Below are 25,339 nucleotides of genomic sequence, written 5' to 3'. Positions count from 1 at the left end.
GCGATCGTCCGATGGCCGAAAACAACGCCGAAAAGCAACTCCTTCACCTCGTGTTCGGAGGCGAGCTGACCTCGCTCCAGGGCCTGCAGTTCAAGGATCTCTCGAGCCTTGATGTCGTCGGGATCTTCCCCGACTACAAATCCGCCGAGGCCGCATGGCGCGCCAAGGCGCAGGAAACCGTGGACAACGCACAGATGCGCTACTTCATCGTGCATCTGCATCGCCTGCTCGAGCCGCAGAGCTGATCTGTCCGACGGATGGGGAAGAATACCATCAGCAATGCCGACAGGATCGCGGCGCGCGCAACTCAGCGCCGCCGCCCGCTGAAAGCGGCATGGCAAAGACTGCGCGGGCCGCTGGCCGAGACGCCGGCCGCCAAGAACGCGCTTGCCGCGGGGATCGTCGCATTGATGCGCGCGATCAAAGCGACCAATCCGCTTGCAACCGGTTCGGACGATCCGCTCGCCGTCATCGGGCCGAAGGAGCCGGTGATCCTCGCGCTGTGGCACGGCCAGCATCTGCTCGCGCCGGCCTATCTGCCGCGCGAATTGCGGTTCACGGCGCTGTTCTCGAAAAGCCGCGACGCCGAATTGAACGCGCTCGTCGCCGAACGTCTCGGGTTCGGCATCGTGCGCGGCTCGGGCGGACGCGAGGGACATGACATTGGCAAGGGCGGCGCGCGGGCGCTGATTCTGCTGAAACGCGTGCTCGACGCCGGGCGCAATGTCGCGATGATCGCCGACATTCCGCACGGCACGCCGCGCGATGCTGGGCTCGGCATCGTCACCCTGGCGCGGATTTCCGGCCGACCGATCGTTCCCGCGGCGCTCGCGACCAGCCGCCGCAAGGTGCTGGAGAAGAGCTGGGACAAGACCGCCATCAACCTGCCCTTCGGCCGGGCGGCGATCGTTATCGGCGACGCCATAACCGTGCCCGCGAGTGCCGACGACGTGGCGATGGAAGATGCGCGTCGCGCTGTAACCGCCGGGCTCGACCGTGTGACGGCGAAGGCCTACGGCCTTGTGGGGGCGGCGGCATGAGCGAACGCTGGGCGCGAGCGCTTCTGACGACCTACCGGCTGGCCGGCGCGGCGGCCTACCCGCTGATCGGCGGCTATGTCGCCTATCGCGCCAGCCGCGGCAAGGAAGACCGTAAGCGCCGGCGCGAGCGCTATGGCGTGACGCAGGTTCCGCGCCCGGACGGCCCGCTTGTCTGGGTCCATGCGGCAAGCGTCGGCGAGACGCTGGCGGTGGTGCCGCTGGTCAAGAGGATCGTCGCCGACGGCATCCATGTCGTCCTGACGACCGGCACGGTCACCTCGGCGGGCGTGGCCGACGAGCGCCTGGGCGAGGCGATCATCCATCAATATGTGCCGCTCGACCTGAAACCGGCCATCGACCGGTTTCTCGACCATTGGCAGCCTGACCTTGCCATCATCGCCGAATCCGAAATCTGGCCGATGACGATTCTCGAACTTGGGGCGCGGCGCGTGCCGCAGGTTCTCGTCAATGGACGGCTTTCCGACCGCTCCTTCGCCCGCTGGAGCAAGCGCTCGCACCTGGCCGAGGCGCTGTTCGAGAACCTTGCCCACGTCGTCGCGCAGTCCGAAACCGACGGCGAGCGTTTCCTCGCCCTCGGCGCACGGCCGGTGACCGTATCGGGCAACCTGAAGGTCGACACCGTGCCGCCGCCCGCCGACCTCGCCGCACTGCAGGCGCTGAAGGGCGCGGTCAGCGCGCGTCCGACCTGGGCCGCCGTCTCGACCCATGAGGGCGAGGAGGAGATCGCGGCCAACGTCCATCTGGCGCTGAAGAAGCGGCACCGCTCCGTCGCGACCATCATCGTTCCGCGCCACCCCGACCGCGCCGACGCGGTCGCCGAACTGTGCGCCGCCAAGGGGCTGAAGGTCGCGCGGCGCTCGAAGAACGAGGCGATCGCGCCCGACACGGACATCTATCTGGGCGACACGATCGGCGAAATGGGGCTCTATCTACGCCTGACCGAGATCGCGTTCGTCGGCCGTTCGCTGACGGGCGAGGGCGGGCAGAACCCGCTCGAACCGGCGATGCTGGACACGGCGGTGCTGTCGGGCAAGAACGTGCAGAACTTCCGCGATGCCTATCAGACACTGACGCAGGCAGGCGCCGCGAAATTCGTGCGTGACGAAGCGATGCTGGCGGGCGCCGTGAACTATCTCCTGACCAACGATGCGGCGCGCGGCGAGATGATCCGCGCGGGCGCCAATGCCGTTGCAGACATGCGCGGCGCCCTGTCGAAGACGCTGGCTGCGCTCGATCCCTTCATCACGCCGCTCGTCGTCAAGGCGCGCCTGACGAACGGCGCGCGGTCGAACGGCAAGGGCTGAACGGTGAGCGAGGCGCCTCCCTTCTGGTGGCAGAACCCCGACTGGCGCGCCTGGTCGCTATGGCCGCTGTCGATGCTCTATGGGCTCGCGGCGCGCCATCGGCTGCAGACTGCGCCGCGCAAGAAGATCGACGTTCCTGTGCTGTGCATCGGCAACCTGACGGTTGGCGGCACCGGCAAGACGCCGGTCGCGATCGCGTTTGCCCGGCAGGCCAAGGAGATGCGGCTGAAGCCTGGCTTCCTGTCGCGTGGCCATGGTGGCTCGGTTTCCGGCGCGCATCTCGTCAATCTGCATCATGACGGCGCGCGCTATGTCGGCGACGAGCCGCTGCTCCTGGCCGCTCACGCGCCGGTCGCGGTTTCGGCCAACCGGGCCGAGGGCGTGAAGTTGCTGCTCGGCGAGGGCTGCGACTTCGTCATCATGGATGACGGCTTCCAGAGCGCGCAGATCCATATCGACTACGCGCTGGTGGTCGTCGACGCCGAACGCGGCATCGGCAATGGCCACACGATCCCGGGCGGGCCGATGCGCGCCTCGCTTGTCGATCAGATGCGCCATCTGACGGCTCTGCTCGAAATGGGCGAGGGCAACGCGGCATCGACCGTCGTGCGTCATGCCGCCCGCGCCGGCCGGCCGGTCTATCGCGCGAAGACCCGTCCTCTGCCGCTGGAGACGATCCGCGGCAAGCGCTGCCTCGCCTTCGCCGGCATCGGCAATCCGGACAAGTTCTATCGCACGGTGCGCGCGCTCGGCGGCGAGGTTGTCGTGACCCGCAGCTTCGCCGACCATCACTTCTACAGCGCCGACGAGGCGCGGGACTTGATGCAGGATGCTGCAAGGGACGGTTTGGTGCTGGTGACGACGGCCAAGGACGCGATCCGCCTCGCGCATGGCTCGAAGGCGCTGGAGGAGCTGCATCATCGTGCAGAAGTGGTGGAGATCGATGTTGCCTTCGAGACGGACGTCACGCCCGGCGCGGTTATAGGCGAGACTTTGAAGGCCTGGCGCAGGCGGCGGCTGGAGAGTTAGTCCTTCGCCCGCGTCCGCAAATCCGGGTTCTCCTGCAACTCGCGGTTCAGCGAGATTTCGGCGTTCGCATAGGGCTCCTGCCGCGCGACGCTCCAGTATTTGAGCTCGTCGAGCGGGATCGACTCGCCTGTCACCGCGCAGCGCACGAACGATCCCGGCGTCATCACCTGGAAATCGCCGTCGAGATAACGGATGCGGGCTTCCTTGCCGCCGGGGCCTTCGAAACGGTTCATGGAGACTGCCTTCTGGTCCCGGAGGTTCCGCCACAAATGCGGGCGAAGGTCAAGCGCCCGGTTGCGGATAGCTGCACCTAGCGACGCCCGAAAAGCCGCTCGATGTCGGCGAGCTTCAGTTCGACATAGGTCGGCCGGCCGTGATTGCAGGTGGCCGAACCGGGCGTCGCCTCCATCTGGCGCAAGAGCGCGTTCATCTCGTCGGGCTTCAGCCGCCGGCCCGAACGCACCGAACCGTGGCAGGCCATGGTGGCGGCGATGTGGTGGAGGCGGGCGGTGAGCGTTTCGACGGTGTCGTGCTCGGCGATCTCGTCGGCAAGGTCGCGGATGAGCCTTTGCACGTCCATCTCGCCCAGCATCGCCGGCGTCTCACGAACCGCGACCGCGCCCGGTCCGAAGCGCTCGATGGAAAGTCCAAAGCGCGCGAGCGTTTCGGCCTGCGCGGCAAGGCGTGTCGCATCTTCTTCCGAAAGGTCGACGATCTCCGGCAGGAGCAGCATCTGCGCGGCGAGCGGCTTGGAGTGAAGCGCGTTTTTCAGCGCCTCGTAGACGAGCCGTTCATGCGCCGCGTGCTGGTCGACGATGATGAGCGAACGGTCGGTCTGGGCGATGATGTAGTTCTCGTGGACCTGCGCACGGGCGGCGCCTAGCGGCTGGGCGAGCGCTTCCGGGGCGGGTTCCGACAGGCCCGCGCGGTGGTCTGCGGAGGCGATGGTATCGGCGAACACGCTCTGCGCCGCTTCTGCGAATCCGGTGTCGAGCGGGCGCTGGAACGAGGTGGCGGCGTCGAATGCGACTGGCGCATGGTGGCCATTGCCGATGCGCGGTGGCGGTGCGCGGAACATTTCGGCCATCGAGCTTGCGGCCGAGGTCGAAGCGCGGATGCCGGCGGCGGCGAGCGCCTGCCGGATCGCGCCGACCATCAGCCCGCGCACGAGCCCCGGATCACGGAAGCGGACGTCGGCCTTCGCGGGATGGACGTTGACGTCGACCAGCGCCGGCTCGATGTCGACGAAGAGGGCAGTCACCGCATGCCGGTCGCGTGGCAGGACGTCGGCATAGGCGCCGCGGATCGCGCCGGCGAGCATCTTGTCGCGCACCGGCCGGCCATTGACATAAACATATTGCTGGAGCGCGTTCGCCCGCGTGAAGGAGGGGATCGACGCATGGCCAGACAGCCTGACATCGGTACGCTCGGCGCGGATTTCGAGCGCATTGTCGGAAAAGTCGCGGCCTATCACCTGCGCGATGCGCTCGCGCTGGCCGGAGGCGTCGTCCGTGCATGCGGCCAGGTCGAGCGTCGTGCGGTCGGGTCCCGATAGCGTGAAGCGCACATGCGGGAAGGCGATGGCGATGCGCTTGACCATCTCGGAGATGGCGGCGGTCTCGGCGCGCTCGCTCTTCATGAATTTCAGCCGCGCGGGCGTGGCGAAGAAGAGATCGCGCACCTCGACCACCGTGCCCGGATTGGCCGCGGCAGGGCGGACGGGAAAGACGCGCCCGCCCTCGACGACGATCTCCGCGCCGTCTCCGGACCGGGCCCGCGAGCGGATCGTCAGCTTTGCAATCGATCCTATGGATGGCAGCGCCTCGCCGCGAAAGCCGAGCGAACGGATGTCGTGAATGTCGTCGGAAAGCTTCGACGTGCAGTGGCGTCCGATGGCAAGCGCAAGGTCGGCTGCGTCCATGCCCGAGCCGTCGTCGGTGACGCGGATCAGTTGCAGCCCGCCGCCGGCCGTCGCAATCTCGACACGGCGCGCGCCGGCGTCGAGGGCGTTCTCGACCAGCTCCTTCACCACGCTGGCAGGCCGTTCGATGACCTCGCCGGCGGCGATCTGGTTGACGATGGTTTCGGACAATTGGCGGATGGGCATGGGCGAAATCTAGCCGGAATTGGCAGGCCGCGCGAGGGCGCGGCGGCGCTTATGGACAGGTTCGGGTCGGTCGCGGCCCTTGGCGGGGCTTCCTGGATGCGCCTAGAGTGCGTGACGCAGGGAGAGGAGCCCGACATGCTGGATGAAGTGCACGGCAAAAGACGCGAGCGCGGCGGACGGGAGGCGCGGCGCGAGGCGCGCTCGGGCGGGCAGGCGGGGCCGGGCAGGCCCTATATCGTCCGCAACATCCCCACCTACGACATCCTCTCCGAGGAAAACCTTCTGCGCATCGAGGCGACGGCGGAGCGCATACTTGCCGAGATCGGCATCGAGTTCCGCGACGACGAAATTGCCCTTGCCCATTGGCGCAAGGCCGGCGCGAAAGTCGATGGCGTGCTCGTGCGGTTCGAGCCGGGAATGCTGCGCGAAATCCTGAAATCCGCCCCGGCCGAATTTACGCAGCACGCGCGCAATCCGGCAAATTCGGTGCGCATCGGCGGCCGGAACGTCGTCTTCTCGCCCGCCTATGGCTCGCCCTTCGTCATGGATATCGAGCGCGGACGGCGCTACGGCACGCTGGAGGATTTCGAGAATTTCATCAAGCTGGCGCAGGCCTCGCCCTGGCTGCACCATTCGGGCGGCACGATCTGCGAGCCGGTCGACGTACCGGTGAACAAGCGCCATCTCGACATGGTCTACGCTCATGTCCGCTATTCCGACCGGCCGTTCATGGGCTCGGTGACGGCCGAACACCGGGCGGAAGATTCGATCGAGATGGCGCGCCTCGTCTTTGGCCGCGACTTCGTCGACCGGAACTGCGTCATCCTCGGCAACGTCAACGTCAACTCGCCCCTCGTCTGGGACGGCACGATGACGAACGCGCTGCGCGCCTATGCCCGCGCCAACCAGGCGGCGGTGATCGTGCCCTTCATCCTGGGCGGCGCGATGGGGCCGGTGACCAATGCCGGCGCGATCGCGCAATCGCTGGCCGAAACCATGGCCGGCTGCGCGCTGACGCAGTTGGAGCGGCCCGGCGCGCCGGTCATCTTCGGCAATTTCCTGTCGTCCATGTCGCTCAGGTCCGGCTCGCCGACTTTCGGCACGCCCGAGCCGGCGATCGGCTCGATGGTGATCGGGCAACTGGCGCGAAGGCTCAACCTGCCGCTCAGATGCTCCGGCAATTTCACCACCGCGAAACTGCCGGACGGCCAGGCGATGAATGAGGGCACCATGTCGATGCTCGCCGCCGTCCATTGCGGCGCGAACTTCATCCTGCACTCGGCCGGCTTTCTCGACGGGCTCCTGTCGATGTCCTACGAGAAATTCGTGATGGACGCCGATTTCTGCGGCGCGCTTCACACCTATCTCGACGGCGTCGTGGTCGACGACAACCAGCTCGCCTTCGACGCCTTCGCCGAGGTCGGGCCGGGCAGCCATTTCTTCGGCTGCGCGCACACGATGGCGAATTACGAGACGGCATTCTGGGATTCGAGCCTCGCCGACAACGAGGCCTTCGAGAAATGGGAAGACGCCGGCGGCGAGGACGCCATGGACCGCGCCAACCGGCTGTGGAAGAAGCAGCTCGCCGACTACGTCGCCCCGCCGCTCGATATCGCGATCGATGACGGCCTCAAGGACTTTATCGCGCGGCGCAAGGCGGCGAACGATGATGCGTGGTACTAGCAACTGATCCGCGGGCCGGCGACCGGTCTTCTACCGCGGCGCCAGCGTTTCCAGCTCCTCCGCCCGGTCTCGGGTGAGCGCGAACATGCACACATTGCCCTCGATTGCCGCGATCGTGCCTTCACCGGATCGGTAATAGCCGCAGCTTGCGTCGCGATAGGCGATCCAGGCGCGCTGGACGTCACGGAACTGCGTGCGACGCGCGCCTTCCAGCGGTTCGATGGCGGTGCGGTAGGCGGCATTGAGCCGTGCATCCCATTCTTCATAGAGTTCGCCGACGCACATGACGATGCCGGTGGTGGTGCCTTCGTCGGCGCAGCGTTGGTAGTCGCCCTCGTACCAGTCCGATGCGAAAGCCGGCACGGCTGAAAGGAGGGCGGAAATTGCAATGGCGATGGCGCGCATGGACTTGCTCCGTTGGTCTGGAGCGTCGAACAATGCGATGCCCGCATACGCATCGCAAGCGAGACCCGATGTCCAACGATCCGCTGCTCCAGCCCTTCGCCCTCAAGCACCTGACCTTCAAGAACCGCGTGATGTCGACCTCGCACGAACCGGCCTATTCCGAGGACGGAATGCCGAAAGAGCGCTACCGGCTCTATCACGCGGAAAAGGCGAAGGGCGGCATGGCGCTGACGATGACGGCCGGTTCCGCGCTCGTCTCGCGCGATAGTCCCGCCGCGTTCGGCAATCTGGAAGCCTATCGCGACGAGATCGTGCCGTGGATGCGCGAACTGACCGATGCCTGCCACGAGCATGACTGCAAGGTGATGATCCAGTTGACGCATCTGGGCCGACGGACAGGGTGGAACCGGGCCGACTGGCTGCCGGTCCTGTCGGCCTCGCCGGTGCGCGAGGCGGCGCACCGGGCCTTTCCGAAGGAGGTCGAAGAGTGGGACATCGACCGCATCGTCGCCGATTATGCGTCGGCCGCAGAGCGCATGAAGGCGGCCGGGCTCGACGGCATCGAGCTCGAGGCCTACGGCCATCTGATGGACGGCTTCTGGTCGCCCGCGACCAACCGGCGCGATGACATCTATGGAGGATCGCTGGAAAACCGGATGCGGTTCTCGATGCGGGTGTTGGATGAGGTGCGCGCGGCAGTCGGGCCGGATTTCGTCGTCGGCATCCGTATGGTGGCGGACGAGGATTTGGAAGCCGGGCTCTCCCGCGCTCAAGGCGTGGAGATCGCGCAAATTCTGGCGCGGTCGGGCAAGGTCGATTTCCTCAACATCATCCGCGGCCATATCGACACCGATGCGGCCCTCGTGGACGTCATCCCGGTAACGGGGATGCGCTCGGCGCCGCATCTGGATTTCGCCGGCGAGGTGCGGGCCGCGACGAAGTTCCCGGTCTTCCATGCCGCGCGCATTTCCGACGTCGCGACCGCGCGGCATGCGATCGCCGATGGCAAGCTCGACATGGTCGGCATGACGCGCGCTCATATCGCCGAGCCGCATATCGTCGCGAAGGTGAAGGCCGGCGCGGAGCATCGCATCCGCCCTTGCGTCGGCGCGACCTACTGCCTCGACCGTATTTATGAAGGCGGCGGAGCGCTGTGCATCCACAATGCCGCGACGGGCCGCGAGGCGCAGATCCCGCATGTGATCGCGAAGACGGATGGCGCGCTGAAACATGTCGTCGTCGTTGGCGCGGGTCCGGGCGGTCTGGAGGCGGCACGGGTCGCGGCCGAGCGGGGGCACAAGGTGACGGTGCTCGAAGCCTCATCGAAGGCAGGGGGTCAAATCGGCCTTGCGGTGCAGAACCCGCGCCGCCGGGAACTCGTCGGCATCGTCGACTGGCGGCTGGCCGAACTCGACCACCTCGGCGTGACGGTGCGCTACGACTGCTGGGCCGAGGCGGGGGACGTACAGGAACTGGCGCCCGACGTCGTGGTGATCGCGACCGGGGGCCTTCCGCAGAACCCGCCGTTTGAAGCCGGCGACGAGCTCGTCGTGTCGAGCTGGGACATCCTGTCGGGCGCGGTGAAGCCGGCCGAAAACGTGCTTCTCTATGACGACAATGGCGGACATCAGGGCATGTCGGCGGCCGAGATGATCGGCAATGCCGGATCGAGGCTCGAACTCGTTTCGCCCGAGCGGCTATTCGCGCCCGAAATGGGCGGCATGAACCATGTCCCCTACATGCGCGCCTTCCACGAGCGCCATGTGCAGGTGACGATCAATACGCGGCTCGTTGCGGTCCGGCGTGAAGGCAACGGTCTGGTGGCGACGCTCGGCTCGGACTATGCGAAGGGCTGGTCGCAGGAACGGCGCGTCGACCAGGTGGTGGTCGAGCATGGAACGTCGGCGAACGACGAACTTTACCACGCGCTCAAGCCCCATTCGAAAAACGGCGGCGCGGTTGATTATGAAAGCCTCGTCGGCGGGCAGGGTGCGCTCTTTCCGCAGGTCAACGCGGCCGGCAGGTTCGATCTCTTTCGGATCGGCGACGCGGTCGCGGCGCGCAACATCCACGCGGCGATCTACGATGGAATCCGCTACGCGATCCGGTTGTAAATTCCCCAGCTTCGGCCGATCGGGCACAAAAACTGTTTCGCCAGCCGTCCAATGGCTCTAAGTTGCGCTCCAATTCCGCTTTTTTGGCAATCTGCAACTCCCGACGGTGACGAAATGAACATGGAAGTTAGGGCCAAGGACACGTCCGCGGCTTTCGCGTGGAACGATCCTTTTCTTCTCGACGATCAACTGACCGAAGACGAGCGGATGATCCGCGACACGGCCGCCGCATTCGCTGCCGACAAGCTCGCGCCGCGCGTGCAGGAGGCGTATCTGGAAGAAAAGACCGATCCCGCGATCTTCCGCGAGATGGGTGAGTCCGGCCTGCTGGGCGTCACGATCCCCGAGGAATATGGCGGCGTCGGCGCCGGCTACGTGGCCTATGGCCTCGTCGCCCGCGAGGTGGAGCGCATCGATTCGGGCTACCGCTCGATGATGAGCGTCCAGTCCTCGCTCGTCATGCACCCGATCTATGCCTACGGCTCGGAAGAGCAGCGCAGGAAGTACCTGCCCAAGCTGGCCTCGGGCGAATGGATCGGCTGCTTCGGCTTGACCGAGCCGGATGCCGGCTCCGACCCGAACGGCATGAAGACGCGCGCCGTGAAGACGGCCGACGGCTACCGTCTGTCGGGCTCCAAGATGTGGATTTCGAACGCGCCGATCGCCGACGTCTTCGTCGTCTGGGCGAAGTCGGAAGCACACGACAACAAGATCCGCGGCTTCGTGCTCGTAAAGGGCATGAAGGGGCTTTCCGCACCGAAGATCGGCGGCAAGCTGTCGCTGCGCGCATCCATCACCGGCGAAATCGTCATGGACGGCGTGGAAGTGGGCGAAGACGCGCTTCTGCCGAACATTTCGGGCCTGTCGGGTCCGTTCGGCTGTCTCAACCGCGCCCGCTACGGTATTTCCTGGGGTGCGATGGGCGCTGCCGAGGATTGCTGGTTCCGCGCCCGCCAGTACGGCCTCGACCGCAAGCAGTTCGGCAAGCCGCTCGCCGGCACGCAGCTCTTTCAGAAGAAGCTCGCCGACATGCAGACGGAAATCGCGCTTGGCCTTCAGGGTAGCTTGCGCGTCGGTCGCCTGATGGACGAGCACAAGTTCGCGCCGGAGATGATCTCGCTCGTCAAGCGCAACAATTGCGGCAAGGCGCTCGACATCGCTCGCCAGGCTCGTGACATGCACGGCGGCAACGGCATCCAGATCGAATACCATGTGATGCGCCACGCGCAGAACCTTGAGACGGTGAACACCTATGAGGGCACGCACGACGTTCACGCGCTGATCCTCGGACGCGCGCAGACCGGCCTCCAAGCGTTTTTCTAGGCGCAACCGGGAACGAGGGATCGGGCGCTTCGGCGCCCGATTTCATAAGAAGAAAATCCAAGAAGAATAGGGAGAACACTTTGATGGCAATGGGAAAAATTGCAGCCCTGACGACCGTTCTGGCCATGCTCGGCTCGCCGGTGATCGCGGGCGAGACGCTTGACCGCGTGACGTCCGCCGGCAAGCTGGTCATGTCGAGTGATCCTGAATATCCGCCGCAGTCCTTCTTGAACGACGCCAACGAGATGGACGGTTTCGATATCGACGTCGGCAAGGCGATCGCCGAGAAGATGGGAGTGGAGCTGGAAATCGTCACCCCGTCCTGGGAAGTGATCACCGCGGGCAGCTGGGGCGGACGCTGGGACATGTCGGTCGGCTCGATGACCCCGACCAAGGCGCGCGCCGAAGTGCTCGACTTCCCCGCGATCTACTACTACACGCCCGCCTCATTCGCCGTTCACACGGATTCGGACGTCCAGTCGATCGACGAGCTCAACGACAAGATCATCGGCTCATGCGGCGGCTGCACGTATGACGCCTACCTGAACAAGGAACTGGTGATCGACGCCGAGGGCGTGCCGGAGTTCGAGTATCAGGTGACGCCGGCCGAAATCCGCACCTACGAGACCGACACCAACGCCTTCGACGACCTGCGCCTTGGCGACGGCGTGCGCGTCGACGCGGTGTTCTCGGCCCTGCCGACCATCCAGGCCGCGATCGATGCCGGCTATCCGATGCGCATCGTCGGTGAGCCGGCGTTCTACGAGCCGCTGTCGGTCGCGACCGACAAGGGCGATGAGGAGTTCAACCAGAAGATCGCCGAGATCGTCGCCGGACTGCACGAGGACGGCACGCTCTCCGAGCTGTCGCAGAAGTGGTACAAGGTCGACCTGACCACCGTCGAGTAATGGCTGCGAGCGACACCATGACCGGCGCGCCGGCTCTCCGCAAGGAAAGCTGGCTCGTCCGCGCGCGCCCGTCCCGCGTCGAGGCGGGCGTGGTTCTCCTCATCACCATCGTCCTCGTCTGGATGGGGCTCGGCGGCACGCGTGCCGGCGGCCTCGTCGCGCCGCTGCTCGGCGGGGCGACGGGCGAGGGCCAAGAGGTTGGCTTCGGCCTTCATCTGGCGACGGGCATCCTCCTCGGTGGCGCGATATGGGCCAACCTGATCCTCCTGAGGCTCGTGCCGTTCAAGGCCCAGATCGTGATTGTCTGGGTGGAACTGGTGCTGCTTTTCGCGCTTTTCATCACCAGCTTCGACCGCAATCTGGGCATCTGGTTTGCGCCGACCCGCGATGGCGGCACCAACCTGTCGTTCATGATCACGACCGGCGCGGTGACGACGCTCTACGTCTCGCTGATCTCGATCGTCATCGCCTCGGCGATCGCGCTCGCTGCCGCGCTCGGCAAGCTGTCGAAATCGGGCCCGGCCTATGCGCTCGCGACATTCTACATCTCCTTCTTCCGCGGCACGCCACTGTTGCTGCAGGTCTATCTGATCTATCTCGGCCTGCCGCAGCTCGGGCCGCAATTCGCAATGTCGGCCGTGCCGTCGGGCGTCATCGCACTGTCGCTGTGCTACGGCGCCTATCTGGCGGAAATCTTCCGCGCCGGCATCGTCGGCGTGGCGCATGGCCAGCACGATGCGGCCAAGGCGCTGGGCTTCACGGAGCGCCAGACATTCCGCCTGATCATCTTCCCGCAGGCGATGCGCCTGATCGTGCCGCCCACCGGCAACCAGTTCATCGCCATGCTGAAGGATTCCTCGCTCGTTTCCGTCATGGGCGTGTGGGAATTGACCCGAACCGCGCAGATCATCGGCCGGCGCGACTTCACCGTCTTCGAGATGCTGATCGCCGCCGCGCTGATCTACTGGGCGATGTCGATCTGCTTTGAATTGATCCAGTCGCGGCTGGAGAAGCACTACGGCAAGGGTCATGTGAGGTAGGGCAGGAGCGGGGGTGTGGAGTTTTCCGGATCAAGAGCGTAGGAGACGCCGATGACCAGGACCTTCCTTGCCCACCTCTCCAGCGAACTCGACGCCTTGAAGACGCAAGGGCTCTACAAGTCCGAGCGTGTGATCTCGTCGATGCAGTCGGCTGAGATCGCCGCCGACGGGCGCGACGTCCTGAACTTTTGCGCCAACAACTATCTCGGCCTTGCCGACAATGCCGAGCTGCGCGAGACGGCGAAACACGCGCTCGACCGCTACGGATACGGCATGGCCTCCGTGCGCTTCATCTGCGGCACGCAGGAAGAGCACAAGGAACTCGAGACGCGTATTTCGTCCTTCCTCGGCTTCGAGGACACGATCCTTTATTCCTCCTGCTTCGACGCCAATGCGGGCCTCTTCGAGACGCTCCTGTCGGACGAGGACGCGATCATCTCGGACGCGCTCAACCACGCTTCCATCATCGACGGCGTGCGCCTGTCCAAGGCCAGGCGCTACCGCTACGCCAACAACGACATGGGCGAACTGGAAGCGCGGCTGAAGGAGGCGGCCGACGCGCGTTTCCGGCTGATCGCGACGGACGGCGTCTTCTCGATGGACGGCATCATCGCGAACTTGCAGGGCGTCTGCGACCTTGCCGAAAAATACGACGCGATGGTGATGGTCGACGACAGCCACGCGGTCGGCTTCGTGGGCGCGCATGGGCGCGGCTCGATCGAGCATTGCGGCGTCGAGGGGCGGGTCCACATCGTCACCGGCACGCTGGGCAAGGCGCTCGGCGGGGCATCGGGCGGCTATACGTCCGCCAGGCGCGAGGTCGTCGACTGGCTGCGCCAGCGCTCGCGGCCCTATTTGTTCTCCAACACGCTGGCGCCGGTGATCGCGGCGACTTCGCTCAAGGTTTTCGACATGGTCGAGAACGGCGACGCGCTGCGCCGGCACCTTGGCGACAACGCCGCGCGCTTCCGCGCCGGCATGAAGAAGGCCGGCTTCACCCTCGCTGGCGCCGACCATCCGATCATCCCCGTCATGCTGGGCGGCGCACAGGTGGCCAAGGACATGGCCGACCGGCTCATGGATCACGGCATCTACGTCATCGGCTTTTCCTTCCCCGTCGTGCCGAAGGGCCAGGCGCGGATCAGGACGCAGATGTCGGCGGCGCATTCGGCCGAGGATATCGACCGCGCCGTCGCCGCGTTCGCGGCGGTGGGAAAAGAGATGGGAGTGGTCTGATGTCCAACATGATGCGGGCGCTGGTGAAGGCGAAGGCCGAACCCGGCATCTGGATGGAAGAGGTGCCGTTGCCGGAGGTCGGCCCCAACGACGTCCTGATCAAGGTCAGGAAGTCAGCCATTTGCGGCACCGATGTCCACATCTACAACTGGGACCAGTGGGCCCAGAAGACCGTGCCGGTGCCGATGGTGACGGGGCATGAATTCGTCGGCGAGGTCGCCGATTTCGGCGCGGCCGTCAGTGAGTACACGGTCGGCCAGCGTGTTTCGGGCGAGGGGCATATCGTGTGCGGTCACTGCCGCAATTGCCGCGCCGGGCGCGGGCATCTGTGCCGCAACACGCTCGGCGTCGGCGTCAACCGGCCGGGGTCCTTCGCCGAATATGTCGTTCTGCCCAAGCACAACGTCGTGCCGATCCCCGACGACGTGCCGGACGAGATCGCCGCGATCATCGACCCGCTCGGCAACGCCGTCCACACCGCGCTCTCCTTCGACCTCGTCGGCGAGGATGTGCTGGTGACGGGGGCCGGACCCATCGGCATCATGGGTGCGCTGGTGGCGCAGGTAGTCGGTGCGCGCAAGGTCGTCATCACCGACATCAACCCGGTGCGGCTCGACCTTGCCCGCAAGATGAAGATCCACCACGTCGTCGATGCCTCGAAGGAGAAGCTGCGCGACGTGATGCGAGAGGAGGGCATGACCGAGGGGTTCGATGTCGGGCTCGAAATGTCAGGCTCGGCACAAGCGTTCCGCGACATGATCGACACGATGAACAATGGCGGCAAGATCGCAATCCTCGGCATCGCGCCAACCGGATTCGAAATCGACTGGAACAAGGTCATCTTCAAGATGCTGACGCTGAAGGGCATTTACGGGCGCGAGATGTTCGAGACCTGGTACAAGATGATCGCCCTGGTCCAGGGCCCGCTCGACGTTTCGGGCCTGATCACCCACCGCATCGGCATCGATGACTACCGGGAAGGCTTCGACGCCATGCGCTCGGGCAATTCCGGCAAGGTCGTGATGGACTGGTAGGCGATGCGGCGTCTCGCGCGTATATTGCTGAGCCGGCACGAAACGCCGGTCGGGCTCGGCTCCAACATCAAGGCCGGCATCGGCGCCGCGCTCGGCATGACCTTCGTCGGCTATCTGGCGTCGGCAACGGGGCTGCCTTTGCTTTTGGCGCCGCTCGGTGCGACGGCAGTGTTGCTCTTCGGCCAGCCGTCGAGCCCGCTCGCCCAGCCGATCAACGTGATGCTCGGCTTCCTCGTCGGGACGATCATCTGCGAATTGTCGTTCTCGCTCTTTCCCGGGGAATGGCTGGCGGCCGCGCTCGCGCTCGGCGTAACGATCGTCGCCATGCGCACTTTGCGCGTCACGCACCCGCCCGCAGGTGCGATGCCCATCCTGACGTTCGGCGATCCGATCCACGGCCTTCAGCTTTTCTCGGTGGTTCTGATCGGCTGCGTGGTGCTGATCGCGCTGGCGGTGCTGGTTCACAACATCCCGCCGAAGCGCGAATACCCGCTACGGGCCGACTGAGAATTCAGCCGCCGCCCGCGCGTTCCAGCGCGGCGAGGCCGCGCAGGACGGCGTCGCGGTCCCCGGTCGACATGTTGGCGAGCAGGTTCTCCTCAAAGGATTTCGCAAAGGGTACGAGTTCGCGATAGGCGGCGTGTCCGGCCTTCGTAAGCGATAGATACTCCACGCGCCGGTCTTCGTCGCTCGGCGCGCGCTTCAGCCAGAGCCGCTTCTCCAGTGCCGAGACGGCGCGCGACACTTTCGTCTTGTGCATCGCAGAATGCTGGCCGACGGCCGTCGCAGTCATCGTCTCGTACTGGCCGAGCGCGGCCAGCAACCGCCATTCCGGACGGGTGAGGCCATAGCGGTCACGATAGATTTTCGCGAAATCCCGGCTGATGACATCCGCCAGCCGGTTCAGCCGGTAAGGGAGGAAGCGTTCCAGTTCGAGCGTCATCGGCACCGTTGATGGTTACATTTTCAATGGTTACAAATGCAACGAAATGCACGGAACGTCAAATCCGGGACCGATCGGGAGGTTGACATGAACGAGATGAGCAAGGTGCTCGGGCACACGTCGCCGGAAAGGAAGCCGAAAGCGGGCTTCGACTACATGCCGGGCTTCGGCAACGATTTCGAGACGGAGAGCCTGCCCGGCGCGCTGCCGCAGGGCATGAACTCGCCGCAGCGCCCCGCCTACGGGCTTTACGCCGAGCAATTGTCGGGCTCGCCCTTCACCGCGCCGCGCGGCACCAACGAGCGCTCATGGCTCTACCGCATCCGGCCATCCGTCAAGCATCACCGCCGCTTCAAGCCCTACGATCTGCCGCTCTGGCTATCGGCGCCGTCGAAGGGCGAGCATGAATTGCCGCTCGGCCAGTTCCGCTGGAACCCGGTGCCGATCCCGGCGGAGAAGACCGATTTCATCTCCGGCATGCGCACCATGACGCTCGCCGGCGACGTGCTCGGGCAGGCGGGCATGGCGGCCCATGTCTACGTCGCCAATGCCGACATGGTGGACGACCACTTCTTCAACGCCGACGGCGAAATGCTGGTCGTCCCGCAGGAAGGCGGCGTCCGCTTCCTGACCGAGATGGGCGTAATCGAAGTCGAGCCGGGCGAGATCTGCATCCTGCCGCGCGGCTTGACCTTCAAGGTCGAGCTGATGGGCAAGACCGCGCGCGGCTATCTGTGCGAAAACTACGGCGCCAAGTTCACGCTGCCCGATCGCGGGCCGATCGGCGCGAACTGCCTTGCCAATCCGCGCGACTTCAAGACGCCCGTCGCCTGGTACGAGGACAAGGAAACGCCGTGCAGGATCATCGTCAAATGGTGCGGCCAGTTCCACGTCACGGAAATCGGCCATTCGCCGCTCGACGTCGTGGCGTGGCACGGCAACTACGCTCCCTACAAGTATGATCTGTCGACCTTTTCGCCCGTCGGCGCGATCCTGTTCGACCATCCCGACCCGTCGATCTTCACGGTGCTGACGGCGCCGAGCGGCGAGGAGGGGACGGCGAATATCGACTTCGTCATCTTCCCCCCGCGCTGGATGGTGGCCGAAAACACGTTCCGCCCGCCCTGGTATCACCGCAACATCATGTCCGAGTTCATGGGCCTGATCCGCGGCCAGTATGACGCCAAGGAGGAGGGGTTCGTGCCCGGCGGCATGAGTCTTCACAACATGATGCTGGCGCACGGCCCGGACGCGGGCGGCTTCGAAAAGGCCTCGCGCGCGGATTTGAAGGCGGTGAAGCTCGAAAACACGATGGCCTTCATGTTCGAGACGCGCTTCCCGCAGCTCGTCACAAAATACGGGCTCGGGCTGGAGACGCTTCAGGACAACTACATCGATTGCTGGAGCGATCTGAAGAAGCGCTTCAACGGCACGATCGAGGGCGACTGGAGCTGAGAAGTTCCGTACTGTCCAACGCATCCGGCCGTCAGTGCCGGCGGGCGCATGAACTTTTAGGGATGGAGACTGCATGAAACTTGCCACGCTGAAGAACGGCACGCGCGATGGTAAACTGGTGCTCGTGTCGCGCGATCTGACGCGCTACACGGATGCCTCGTTCCTCGCGCCCACGCTGCAGGCCGCGCTCGACGACTGGCGCCGGATCGCGCCGCACCTCGAAGCGCTGGCCGAGAGCCTCGAGCATGGCGCGGTGCCGGCAGAACGCTTCCACGAGCATGACGCGATGTCGCCCTTGCCGCGCGCCTATCAGTGGGCGGACGGCTCGGCCTACGTCAATCACGTCGAACTCGTGCGCAAGGCGCGCAATGCCGAGATGCCGGCAACGTTCTGGACCGACCCGCTCATGTATCAGGGCGGCTCGGATTCGTTCACCGGCCCGCGCGATCCGATCGTCATGGCCGACGAGGCCTACGGCATCGACATGGAGGGCGAGATCGCCGTGATCGTCGACGACGTGCGCATGGGTGCGAGCGTCGATGAAGCGCGCGAGGCAATCCGCCTGGTCATGCTCGTCAACGACGTGTCGCTGCGCGGGCTCATCCCGGCCGAACTCGGCAAGGGCTTCGGCTTCTTCCAGTCCAAACCGTCCTCCGCCTTCTCGCCGGTCGCGGTCACGCCTGAGGAACTTGGCGATGCCTGGGACGGCGGCAAGCTCTCGCTGCCCTTGATGGTCGACTACAATGGCAGGCCCTTCGGCCGCGCCGATGCGGGTGTCGACATGACCTTCGACTTCCCGACCCTGATTGCCCATGCGGCAAAGACGCGGCCGCTTTGCGCGGGCTCGATCATCGGCTCGGGCACGGTGTCGAACAAGCTCGATGGTGGTCCAGGCAAGCCGGTCGATGGCGGCGGTGTGGGCTATTCCTGCATCGCCGAAATCCGCACCATCGAGACGATCGAGACTGGCAAGGCCGTAACGCCCTTCATGCGCTTCGGGGATACGGTGCGCATCGAGATGAAGGACAAGGCCGGCCATTCAATCTTCGGCGCGATCGAGCAGGTGGTCGAGAAATACGAGCGCTGAGGGCTGACCAGGGACCTCGTCCCGGCTCGCCCTCAACATGCGCGGTCTTGGCCGGAATGAAACGGACAAGACCAGCATCGAAACTGGAGCAGACATGACCAAGAACTTCGCATCCACCGGCGACATGGCCGAAAAGAACATCTCCTTCACCGAGATCGGCCGCGACCTTTGGGCCTTCACCGCCGAGGGCGACCCCAACACCGGCGTCATCATCGGCGACGACAGCGTGATGATCGTCGACGCGCAGGCAACGCCGCGTCTGGCCAACAAGGTCATCGAGAAGATCCGGACCGTCACCGACAAGCCGATCAAGTATGTGACGCTGTCGCACTATCACGCAGTGCGCGTGCTGGGCGCCTCGGCCTATGGCGCGTCGGAAATCTTCATGTCGGAAAAGGCCCGTTCGATGGTGGTCGAGCGCGGGCAGGAGGACTGGGATTCCGAGTTCGGCCGCTTCCCGCGCCTCTTCCAGGGCCATGAATCCATCCCCGGCCTGACCTGGCCAACCATGACCTTCAACGACCGGCTGACCGTCCACATGGGCAAGCGCCGCGTCGACCTGATGTTCCTCGGCCGCGCCCATACGGCGGGCGACATCGTCGCCTATGTGCCGGACGAGAACGTGATGTTCACCGGCGACATCGTCGAATACCACTCCGCCTGCTATTGCGGCGACGGGCACTTTTCCGACTGGCCGATGACGCTGGAGGAAATCCGCGCCTTCGATCTCGACGCCATCGCGCCCGGCCGCGGCGACGCGCTGGTCGGCTCGGCCATGGTCAATGACGCGATCGACAATACCGCCGATTTCGTCATGTCGACCTACCGCCCGATCGCGCGCGTGGCGCAGGGCGGCGGCTCGTTGAAGGACGCGTGGGACGCCTGCCGCGAGGTGTGCGACCCGAAATTCGGCGACTACGCGATCTATGAGCACTGCCTGCCGTTCAACGTCGCCCGCGCCTATGACGAAGCCCTCGGCATCGACACGCCGCGCATCTGGACCGCCGAGCGCGACAAGGCGATGTGGGCGCAGTTGCAGGGGTGAGGCAAGTTTGCGGGCTTCAGGTACCCCCACCTTCTATTCCTCCCCACAAGGGGGAGGAAGGATGTCAGCGTCGCACCTCACCTCAGATGGATTGATCTGATTTGAACAGTGGGGCTCGACGCCGACGTCTTCCTCCCCTTGTGGGGAGGGGTGTGGGGTGGGGGTATTGAAGCCCGCATTGCTTCAGTAACGGGAGGATCACGTGACCAACCTGCAGCGACATTTCTCGGCCATGGCGCGCAACAATCGCTGGTCGAACCACGTCCTTCTGCGCGCCTGCGCGAATCTCGACAGCGCATCGTTCACCGCGACCCGCACCTCCTTCTTCCCCTCCATCGCCGCGACCCTTTCCCACAACCACTTCGTCGACCTCTACTACATCGACGCGCTGGAAGAGGGCGGACGCGGAGAGCGGGTCTATGACGACGAGATCGTGTTCGCCCACGCATCCGAACTCCTGCCGCTGCAAAAGGCGGCGGATGAGCGGCTGATCGCATTCTGCGACGGGCTCGCCGATGCGGACGCCGGGCGGACCGTCATCACGGATCGCGGCCAGAAGGGGCAATTCCCCGAGCGGATCGCCGATCTTCTCGCCCACCTCTTCCAGCACCAGATCCACCATCGCGGGCAGGCGCATGCGATGCTGGCCGGGACCGACGTGAAGCCGCCGCAACTCGACGAGTTCTTTCTCGATTTCGAGCGCGATCCGGAGATCGGCCGCATGGGGCTCGCCTGATGCCGCGCTACCAGTACCAGCCCTTTCCCTATGCGACGCCGCCTGAACTCTCCGGCGGGGCGGGCGCGCGCCGGAAAGTCGTCATCGTCGGCGCTGGCCCGGTCGGATTGGCAGCGGCGATCGACTGCGCGCTGCACGGCATCGAATGCGTGGTGCTCGACGACAATGACGTCGTATCTCTCGGCTCGCGCGCCATCTGCTGGTCGAAGCGCACGCTCGAGATCATGGACCGGCTCGGCATAGGCCAGCGCATGGTGGAAAAGGGCGTGACGTGGAAGGTCGGACGGCTGTTCCACCGCGACCGGGAGGTGTGGAATTTCGACCTCTTGCCCGAGCCCGGCCACAAGATGCCGGCCTTCATCAACCTCCAGCAATATTATGTCGAACAGTATCTGGTCGAGCGCGCAGCCGACTTCCCGGATCTGATCGACCTTCGATGGAAGAACCGCGTAACGGCGGTGGTGCCATCCGATGACGGCGTGCGCATTTCGGTCGACACGCCGGACGGACCTTACGAACTTGGAACCGAATGGCTGATCGCCTGCGATGGGGCGCGCTCGCCCGTTCGCGCGATGATGGGGCTCGATTTTGCCGGGCGAGTCTTCGAAGAGCGGTTTTTGATTGCCGATGTCGAGATGAAGGCGGATTTCCCGCCCGAGCGCTGGTTCTGGTTCGAGCCGCCCTTCCACAAGGGACAATCTGCGCTTTTGCACAAGCAGCCGGACGACATCTACCGCATCGATTTGCAACTTGGCTGGGACGCCGATCCGGAGGTGGAGAAGCGGCCCGAGAACGTCATCCCGCGCATCGAGGCGATCGTCGGCCACCGCGATTTCACGCTCGACTGGGTCTCGGTCTACACTTTCCAGTGCCGCCGGCTCGACCGCTTCGTCCACGGCCGCGTGGTGTTCGCGGGCGATTCGGCCCATATCGTCTCGCCTTTCGGTGCGCGCGGCGGCAATGGCGGTATCCAGGACGTCGACAACCTGATCTGGAAACTGGCGCTCGTGGTGAAGGGCGAGGCGCAGCAGAGCCTGATCGACTCCTATGACGAGGAACGCATCCACGGCGCCGACGAGAACATCTTGAATTCATCGCGCGCGACCGGCTTCATGACGCCCAAGAGCGAGATGGAGCGCATCTTCCGCGACGCGGTGCTCGACCTTGCAGGCGAGCACGAGTTCGCGCGAAAACTGGTCAATTCCGGCCGTCTTTCGCGGCCATGTTCGCTGGCGGGCCTCTCCTTGCAGGGACCCGGCGAGGGCGTCGGGCAAGCGATGACGGATGCGCCGGTCGAAGGCGGATGGCTGCTCGACCATTTCGGCGGACGCTTCGCGGTGATGGCGGTTAAGGCGGACCTGCCGGAGGGGCTGCCCGACGAGATTGGGCGCGTCCTCGTCGCCACCGACGGCACACGACGGGACGATGCGACAATCCTGAACGATGCCGAAGGACTGGTCGTCAGGCGTTATGGCGCCGGCACGGTCTGGCTGATCCGGCCGGATCAGCATCTTGCGGCCCGGTTCGACAATCCGTCGGCCTCCGAAATTGTCGCCGCTTACGAACGCTCAAGGGGGATGACATGAGCGAAATCGGCAAAGACCGGCTGGGCGCGGCTGGCGACGATTTCTACGCGGCGCTGATGGCCGCGCATGACGGTCTGGGCCTTGAGGAAAGCGCGCGGCTGAATGCTCGCCTGGTGCTTCTGCTCGCCAACGAGGTGGGCGAGGCTTCGCGCATTCGTCAGATTCTCGAAGCCGCTAAAAAGTAGGGCCCCGCCGCAAGGCGAGGCCCTTCCTCCACTTGGTCGAACGCGCAGCCTATTCGGCGGCCTCGACCTTGATGACGCCGCGCCGGATCTGGTCTTCCTCGATGCTCTCGAACAGCGCGCGGAAATTGCCTTCGCCAAATCCCTCGTCGCCCTTCCTCTGGATGAATTCGAAGAAGATCGGGCCGATCACGGTCTTGGAGAAGATCTGCAGCAGGATCTTGGTCGTGCCGCCGTCGACCACGCCTTCGCCGTCGATCAGGATGCCGTGCTTCATCATGCGATCGATCGGTTCGTCATGGCCGATGACCCGATCGCGGCTCTTCTCGTAGTAGGTTTCCGGCGGCTTCGGCATGAATTTGAGGCCGTTCGCGTCGAGCCTGTCGGTCGCGTCATAAATGCCGTCCGTGCCGACCGCGATGTGCTGGATGCCTTCGCCCTTGTACTTGCGCAGATATTCCTCGATCTGGCTCGTCTCGTCCTTGGACTCGTTGAGCGGAATGCGGATCTTGCCGCACGGGCTCGTGATCGCCCGGCTCATCAGGCCGGTAATGCGCCCGTCGATGTTGAAGAAGTGGATCTGCTTGAAGCCGAAGAGTTCGCGGTAGAAAGCCCACCACTTGTCCATGTTGCCGCGAAAGACGTTGTGGGTGAGGTGATCGAGATAATAGAAGCCGACGCCCTCGGGCTTCGGGTTCTTCTCGCCCAGCCACTCGAACTCGGCGTCATAGGCCGAGCCGCGTTCGCCGTAGGTTTCGACGAAATAGAGGAGGGAGCCGCCGATGCCGACGATAGCCGGCACGTCGAGCGTCTTGTCATCACCCTCATAGGGCTCCGCGCCCTTGGCGACGGCATGGTCGAAGGCGTGCTTCGCGTCGACCACGCGCCAGGCCATGGCGGGGGCGCATGGGCCGTGCTCGTCGACGAAGCGCATGGCGTGCGAGCCGGGCTCCGCATTGACCACGTAGTTGATGTCGCCCTGCCGCCAGACGTCGATCTTCTTCGTCTTGTGGGTCGCGACCTTTGCGTAGCCCATGCGCGTGAAAAGCTCGGCGAGCTTTTCGGGCTCGGGATGCGCGAACTCGACGAATTCGAAGCCGTCCGTGCCGGCCGGGTTGGCGCGCGTGATCGCGGCTGGCGGTGCGTCGTGCGGGAAGGGACCCATTTCATCCTCTTGAAAATCGATTGGACAAATCTTAACCGAGCCAGGGCGCAAACGGCTTGCATTTTGACGCGCAGGAGAAGCACAGTATGCGCGAAACATGCATGGAGTGCGCCGAATATGGCTGAGATGAACGCAATTGATCAGTTCGACCGCAGTATACTCGCGCTCTTGCAGCAAGATGCGAGGCTGACCAACAACGACCTTTCCGAGCGCGTTCACCTGTCCCCTTCGCAATGTTCGCGGCGTCGCCAGCGCCTTGAGGAAGCGGGGTTCATCAAGGGCTATCGCGCGACGCTCGACCGCGAACGGCTCGGCTTCCCGTTGGTCAACGTCATCTCGGTGACGCTTGCCACCCACAACCGCGACAATGCGCGACGCTTCTCCGAACTTCTGGCGCGGTTGCCGCAGGTCCAGGAGGCCTATGCACTGACCGGCGAGATGGACTATTTCCTGAAGGTCGTGACGCCCGACCTGAAGTCGCTCGCCGATTTCGTCAACGAGGTGCTTTTGCCGCATGAGTCGGTGCAGCACGTGAAGACGGCGATCGTGCTCCAGACCTTGAAGGAAACCGATGCGCTGCCGCTGTGACGTGTTACGAAAATCACGTCTGTCCGCTCTTTATTGTTACATAAATCCATGTAGGATCGCGACCTGAAGACCGGCTATCGTGGGAGAGCGGCCGGTCCGCAGCATCAGGGAGGAAATCGATGCAGATGAAGTCTTTCAAGGCGGCGCTTGCCGCCGGTGTGCTGGCCTCGGCGACGTGGCTGGCGGGTTCCACATCCGCGCTGGCGCAGGAGGTGACGCTGCGGCTGCACCATTTCCTGCCGGCGCAGGCAAACGTGCCGACCCATGTCCTCGACGTGTGGGCCGACAAGGTCGAGGAAGCTTCCGGCGACCGCATCAAGATCGAGCGCTACCCGGCCATGCAGCTCGGCGGCACGCCACCGCAGCTCTACGACCAGGCGGCCGAAGGCACGGTGGATATCGTCTGGACGCTGCCCGGAAGCACGCCAGGGCGCTTTCCCTCGGTGGAGGTCTTCGAACTGCCTTTCATGATGACCAATGCCGAGGCCACTTCGCGCGCCTATTGGGACATCTTCGATTCGAAGCTGCGCGACACCGAATTCGCCGATACCCACATTCTGGGTACCTGGGTGCACGGTCCCGGCATCATTCATTCGAGCGAGCCTGTCGAGACGATGGAAGATCTGTCGGGCATGACGGTCCGCGCGCCGACGCGCGTGATCACGGCCCTTCTGACCGAACTGGGCGCCAACCCCATCGGAATGCCGATCCCGCAGGTCCCCGAGGCCCTGTCGAAGGGCGTCATCCAGGGCGCTGTCGTGCCGTGGGAAGTGACGCCGGCGCTTCGCGTGCCCGAGCTCGTCAAGAACCACACCGAGTTCGGCGGCGACCACGCGCTCTACACGACGACTTTCGTGCTGGCGATGAACAAGGCCAAGTATGACAGCCTGCCGGACGATCTGAAAAAGATCATCGACGACAATTCGGGCGCCGAGTTCTCGGCCTTCGCCGGCCGCACCCAGCAGGAATACGATGCTCCGGGCCGCAAGCTGGCCGAAGGCAACAACATCATCGAGCTCTCGGCCGAGGAATCGGCCAAGTGGCAGGAGGCCGCCCAGCCGGTGATCGACAACTGGGTCGCGGAGATGGATGGCAAGGGCGTCGAAGGTCAGGCGCTGCTCGATGAAGCGCGCGGTCTGATCGAGAAGTACACCGCCGAATAGGTGTTGAGAACGGGCGGAGGCCAGAGGTTTCCGCCCGTTCCATATTTCCTTTTCGACCTCCCGGACGCACGCTTTCGATCGTGGGCGCGCACGTGCCGCCGGCTTGATTCCTAACGTTATATTCTATAACAATCCGCGTCTGGGA

25 protein-coding genes are annotated in these 25,339 nt (G+C 64.8%); 20 read left to right on the top strand and 5 right to left on the bottom strand.

The genetic code is table 11. The features are described 5' to 3' along the window. The first annotated feature begins 11 nt into the window (after positions 1-11). Genes GTK01_RS04025 through lpxK form a run of 4 tightly spaced genes read left to right on the top strand, consistent with a single transcriptional unit; the run spans position 12 to position 3,394 of the window. A complete protein-coding gene (locus tag GTK01_RS04025; RefSeq protein ID WP_252924563.1) occupies positions 12-245 on the top strand; it encodes a DUF4170 domain-containing protein in 234 nt (77 codons plus the stop codon). Between the two features lie 12 nt (positions 246-257). Next, complete coding sequence (locus GTK01_RS04020) at positions 258-1,040, top strand: lysophospholipid acyltransferase family protein (RefSeq protein ID WP_252924562.1); 783 nt, start codon at positions 258-260, stop codon at positions 1,038-1,040. Beyond that, on the top strand, positions 1,037-2,365 hold the full coding sequence (gene waaA / locus GTK01_RS04015; RefSeq protein ID WP_252924561.1) for a lipid IV(A) 3-deoxy-D-manno-octulosonic acid transferase: 1,329 nt from the start codon (positions 1,037-1,039) through the stop codon (positions 2,363-2,365). The genes GTK01_RS04020 and waaA overlap by 4 nt, the downstream gene beginning before the upstream one ends. A gap of 3 nt (positions 2,366-2,368) precedes the next feature. Then, a complete protein-coding gene (gene lpxK / locus GTK01_RS04010) occupies positions 2,369-3,394 on the top strand; it encodes a tetraacyldisaccharide 4'-kinase (RefSeq protein ID WP_252924560.1) in 1,026 nt (341 codons plus the stop codon). Here the strand turns inward: lpxK and GTK01_RS04005 are convergent. Further along, entirely contained in the window at positions 3,391-3,627 is a 237-nt protein-coding gene (locus GTK01_RS04005; RefSeq protein WP_252924559.1) for a DUF2093 domain-containing protein, read from the bottom strand. The two genes, lpxK and GTK01_RS04005, sit on opposite strands and share 4 nt — an antisense overlap. A gap of 77 nt (positions 3,628-3,704) precedes the next feature. Continuing rightward, positions 3,705-5,501 carry a DNA mismatch repair endonuclease MutL gene (mutL, locus tag GTK01_RS04000; RefSeq protein WP_252924558.1) on the bottom strand — a complete coding sequence of 599 codons (1,797 nt, stop codon included), beginning with the start codon at positions 5,499-5,501 and terminating at the stop codon, positions 3,705-3,707. Positions 5,502-5,636: 135 nt separating this feature from the next. On the opposite strand from mutL, the gene GTK01_RS03995 reads away from it, so the two are divergent. After that, complete coding sequence (locus GTK01_RS03995) at positions 5,637-7,184, top strand: trimethylamine methyltransferase family protein (RefSeq protein ID WP_252924557.1); 1,548 nt, start codon at positions 5,637-5,639, stop codon at positions 7,182-7,184. A gap of 30 nt (positions 7,185-7,214) precedes the next feature. On the opposite strand, the gene GTK01_RS03990 is transcribed toward GTK01_RS03995, so the two are convergent. After that, on the bottom strand, positions 7,215-7,589 hold the full coding sequence (locus tag GTK01_RS03990; RefSeq protein WP_252924556.1) for a lysozyme inhibitor LprI family protein: 375 nt from the start codon (positions 7,587-7,589) through the stop codon (positions 7,215-7,217). Between the two features lie 68 nt (positions 7,590-7,657). Here GTK01_RS03990 and GTK01_RS03985 point away from each other — a divergent pair, with 68 nt between their 5' ends. The 7 genes from GTK01_RS03985 (at position 7,658) to GTK01_RS03955 (ending at position 15,751) form a co-directional block, all read left to right on the top strand. Continuing rightward, positions 7,658-9,703, top strand: coding sequence for an NADH:flavin oxidoreductase (locus GTK01_RS03985; protein ID WP_252924555.1), 2,046 nt, complete (start codon positions 7,658-7,660; stop codon positions 9,701-9,703). A gap of 120 nt (positions 9,704-9,823) precedes the next feature. Beyond that, entirely contained in the window at positions 9,824-11,026 is a 1,203-nt protein-coding gene (locus GTK01_RS03980; protein WP_252924795.1) for an acyl-CoA dehydrogenase, read from the top strand. A gap of 83 nt (positions 11,027-11,109) precedes the next feature. Continuing rightward, positions 11,110-11,934 (top strand): transporter substrate-binding domain-containing protein, encoded by an 825-nt coding sequence (locus tag GTK01_RS03975; protein ID WP_252924554.1) that lies wholly within the window; start codon positions 11,110-11,112, stop codon positions 11,932-11,934. Positions 11,935-11,951: 17 nt separating this feature from the next. Continuing rightward, positions 11,952-12,974 carry an amino acid ABC transporter permease gene (locus tag GTK01_RS03970; RefSeq protein WP_252924553.1) on the top strand — a complete coding sequence of 341 codons (1,023 nt, stop codon included), beginning with the start codon at positions 11,952-11,954 and terminating at the stop codon, positions 12,972-12,974. Between the two features lie 51 nt (positions 12,975-13,025). Further along, the gene (locus GTK01_RS03965; protein ID WP_252924552.1) at positions 13,026-14,210 is read left to right on the top strand and encodes a glycine C-acetyltransferase; all 1,185 of its coding nucleotides are present in this window, start codon (positions 13,026-13,028) and stop codon (positions 14,208-14,210) included. Continuing rightward, a complete protein-coding gene (tdh, locus tag GTK01_RS03960; protein WP_252924551.1) occupies positions 14,210-15,244 on the top strand; it encodes an L-threonine 3-dehydrogenase in 1,035 nt (344 codons plus the stop codon). The genes GTK01_RS03965 and tdh overlap by 1 nt, the downstream gene beginning before the upstream one ends. Before the next feature lie 3 nt (positions 15,245-15,247). Further along, positions 15,248-15,751 (top strand): HPP family protein, encoded by a 504-nt coding sequence (locus tag GTK01_RS03955; RefSeq protein ID WP_252924550.1) that lies wholly within the window; start codon positions 15,248-15,250, stop codon positions 15,749-15,751. Between the two features lie 4 nt (positions 15,752-15,755). Here the strand turns inward: GTK01_RS03955 and GTK01_RS03950 are convergent, their stop codons facing one another. Continuing rightward, a complete protein-coding gene (locus tag GTK01_RS03950) occupies positions 15,756-16,187 on the bottom strand; it encodes a MarR family winged helix-turn-helix transcriptional regulator (protein ID WP_252924549.1) in 432 nt (143 codons plus the stop codon). Between the two features lie 96 nt (positions 16,188-16,283). Between GTK01_RS03950 and hmgA the strand changes: the two genes are divergently transcribed. The 6 genes from hmgA (at position 16,284) to GTK01_RS03920 (ending at position 22,281) form a co-directional block, all read left to right on the top strand. Further along, the gene (hmgA, locus tag GTK01_RS03945; RefSeq protein ID WP_252924794.1) at positions 16,284-17,642 is read left to right on the top strand and encodes a homogentisate 1,2-dioxygenase; all 1,359 of its coding nucleotides are present in this window, start codon (positions 16,284-16,286) and stop codon (positions 17,640-17,642) included. Between the two features lie 73 nt (positions 17,643-17,715). After that, a complete protein-coding gene (locus GTK01_RS03940) occupies positions 17,716-18,729 on the top strand; it encodes a fumarylacetoacetate hydrolase family protein (protein WP_252924548.1) in 1,014 nt (337 codons plus the stop codon). A gap of 94 nt (positions 18,730-18,823) precedes the next feature. Next, complete coding sequence (locus tag GTK01_RS03935) at positions 18,824-19,774, top strand: MBL fold metallo-hydrolase (RefSeq protein WP_252924547.1); 951 nt, start codon at positions 18,824-18,826, stop codon at positions 19,772-19,774. Between the two features lie 202 nt (positions 19,775-19,976). Further along, the gene (locus GTK01_RS03930) at positions 19,977-20,510 is read left to right on the top strand and encodes a DinB family protein (protein ID WP_371924263.1); all 534 of its coding nucleotides are present in this window, start codon (positions 19,977-19,979) and stop codon (positions 20,508-20,510) included. Then, positions 20,510-22,096 carry an FAD-dependent oxidoreductase gene (locus tag GTK01_RS03925; protein ID WP_252924546.1) on the top strand — a complete coding sequence of 529 codons (1,587 nt, stop codon included), beginning with the start codon at positions 20,510-20,512 and terminating at the stop codon, positions 22,094-22,096. The genes GTK01_RS03930 and GTK01_RS03925 overlap by 1 nt, the downstream gene beginning before the upstream one ends. Beyond that, a complete protein-coding gene (locus tag GTK01_RS03920) occupies positions 22,093-22,281 on the top strand; it encodes a DUF2783 domain-containing protein (RefSeq protein WP_252924545.1) in 189 nt (62 codons plus the stop codon). The genes GTK01_RS03925 and GTK01_RS03920 overlap by 4 nt, the downstream gene beginning before the upstream one ends. Positions 22,282-22,330: 49 nt before the next feature. On the opposite strand, the gene hppD is transcribed toward GTK01_RS03920, so the two are convergent. Beyond that, positions 22,331-23,443: a 4-hydroxyphenylpyruvate dioxygenase gene (gene hppD, locus GTK01_RS03915; protein WP_252924544.1), complete on the bottom strand. Its 1,113-nt coding sequence runs from the start codon at positions 23,441-23,443 to the stop codon at positions 22,331-22,333. Between the two features lie 117 nt (positions 23,444-23,560). Between hppD and GTK01_RS03910 the strand changes: the two genes are divergently transcribed. Both GTK01_RS03910 and GTK01_RS03905 read left to right on the top strand, forming a co-directional pair. Beyond that, positions 23,561-24,031, top strand: a complete 471-nt coding sequence (locus GTK01_RS03910; RefSeq protein ID WP_252924543.1) for an Lrp/AsnC family transcriptional regulator — start codon at positions 23,561-23,563, stop codon at positions 24,029-24,031. 125 nt (positions 24,032-24,156) lie between these two features. Continuing rightward, positions 24,157-25,194, top strand: coding sequence for a TRAP transporter substrate-binding protein (locus tag GTK01_RS03905; protein WP_252924792.1), 1,038 nt, complete (start codon positions 24,157-24,159; stop codon positions 25,192-25,194). Positions 25,195-25,339: the final 145 nt, after the last annotated feature.

Source organism: Aliihoeflea sp. 40Bstr573, from assembly GCF_024105655.1.
Taxonomy (GTDB): domain Bacteria; phylum Pseudomonadota; class Alphaproteobacteria; order Rhizobiales; family Rhizobiaceae; genus Aliihoeflea.
This window is presented reverse-complemented; position numbering and strand designations above follow the sequence as displayed.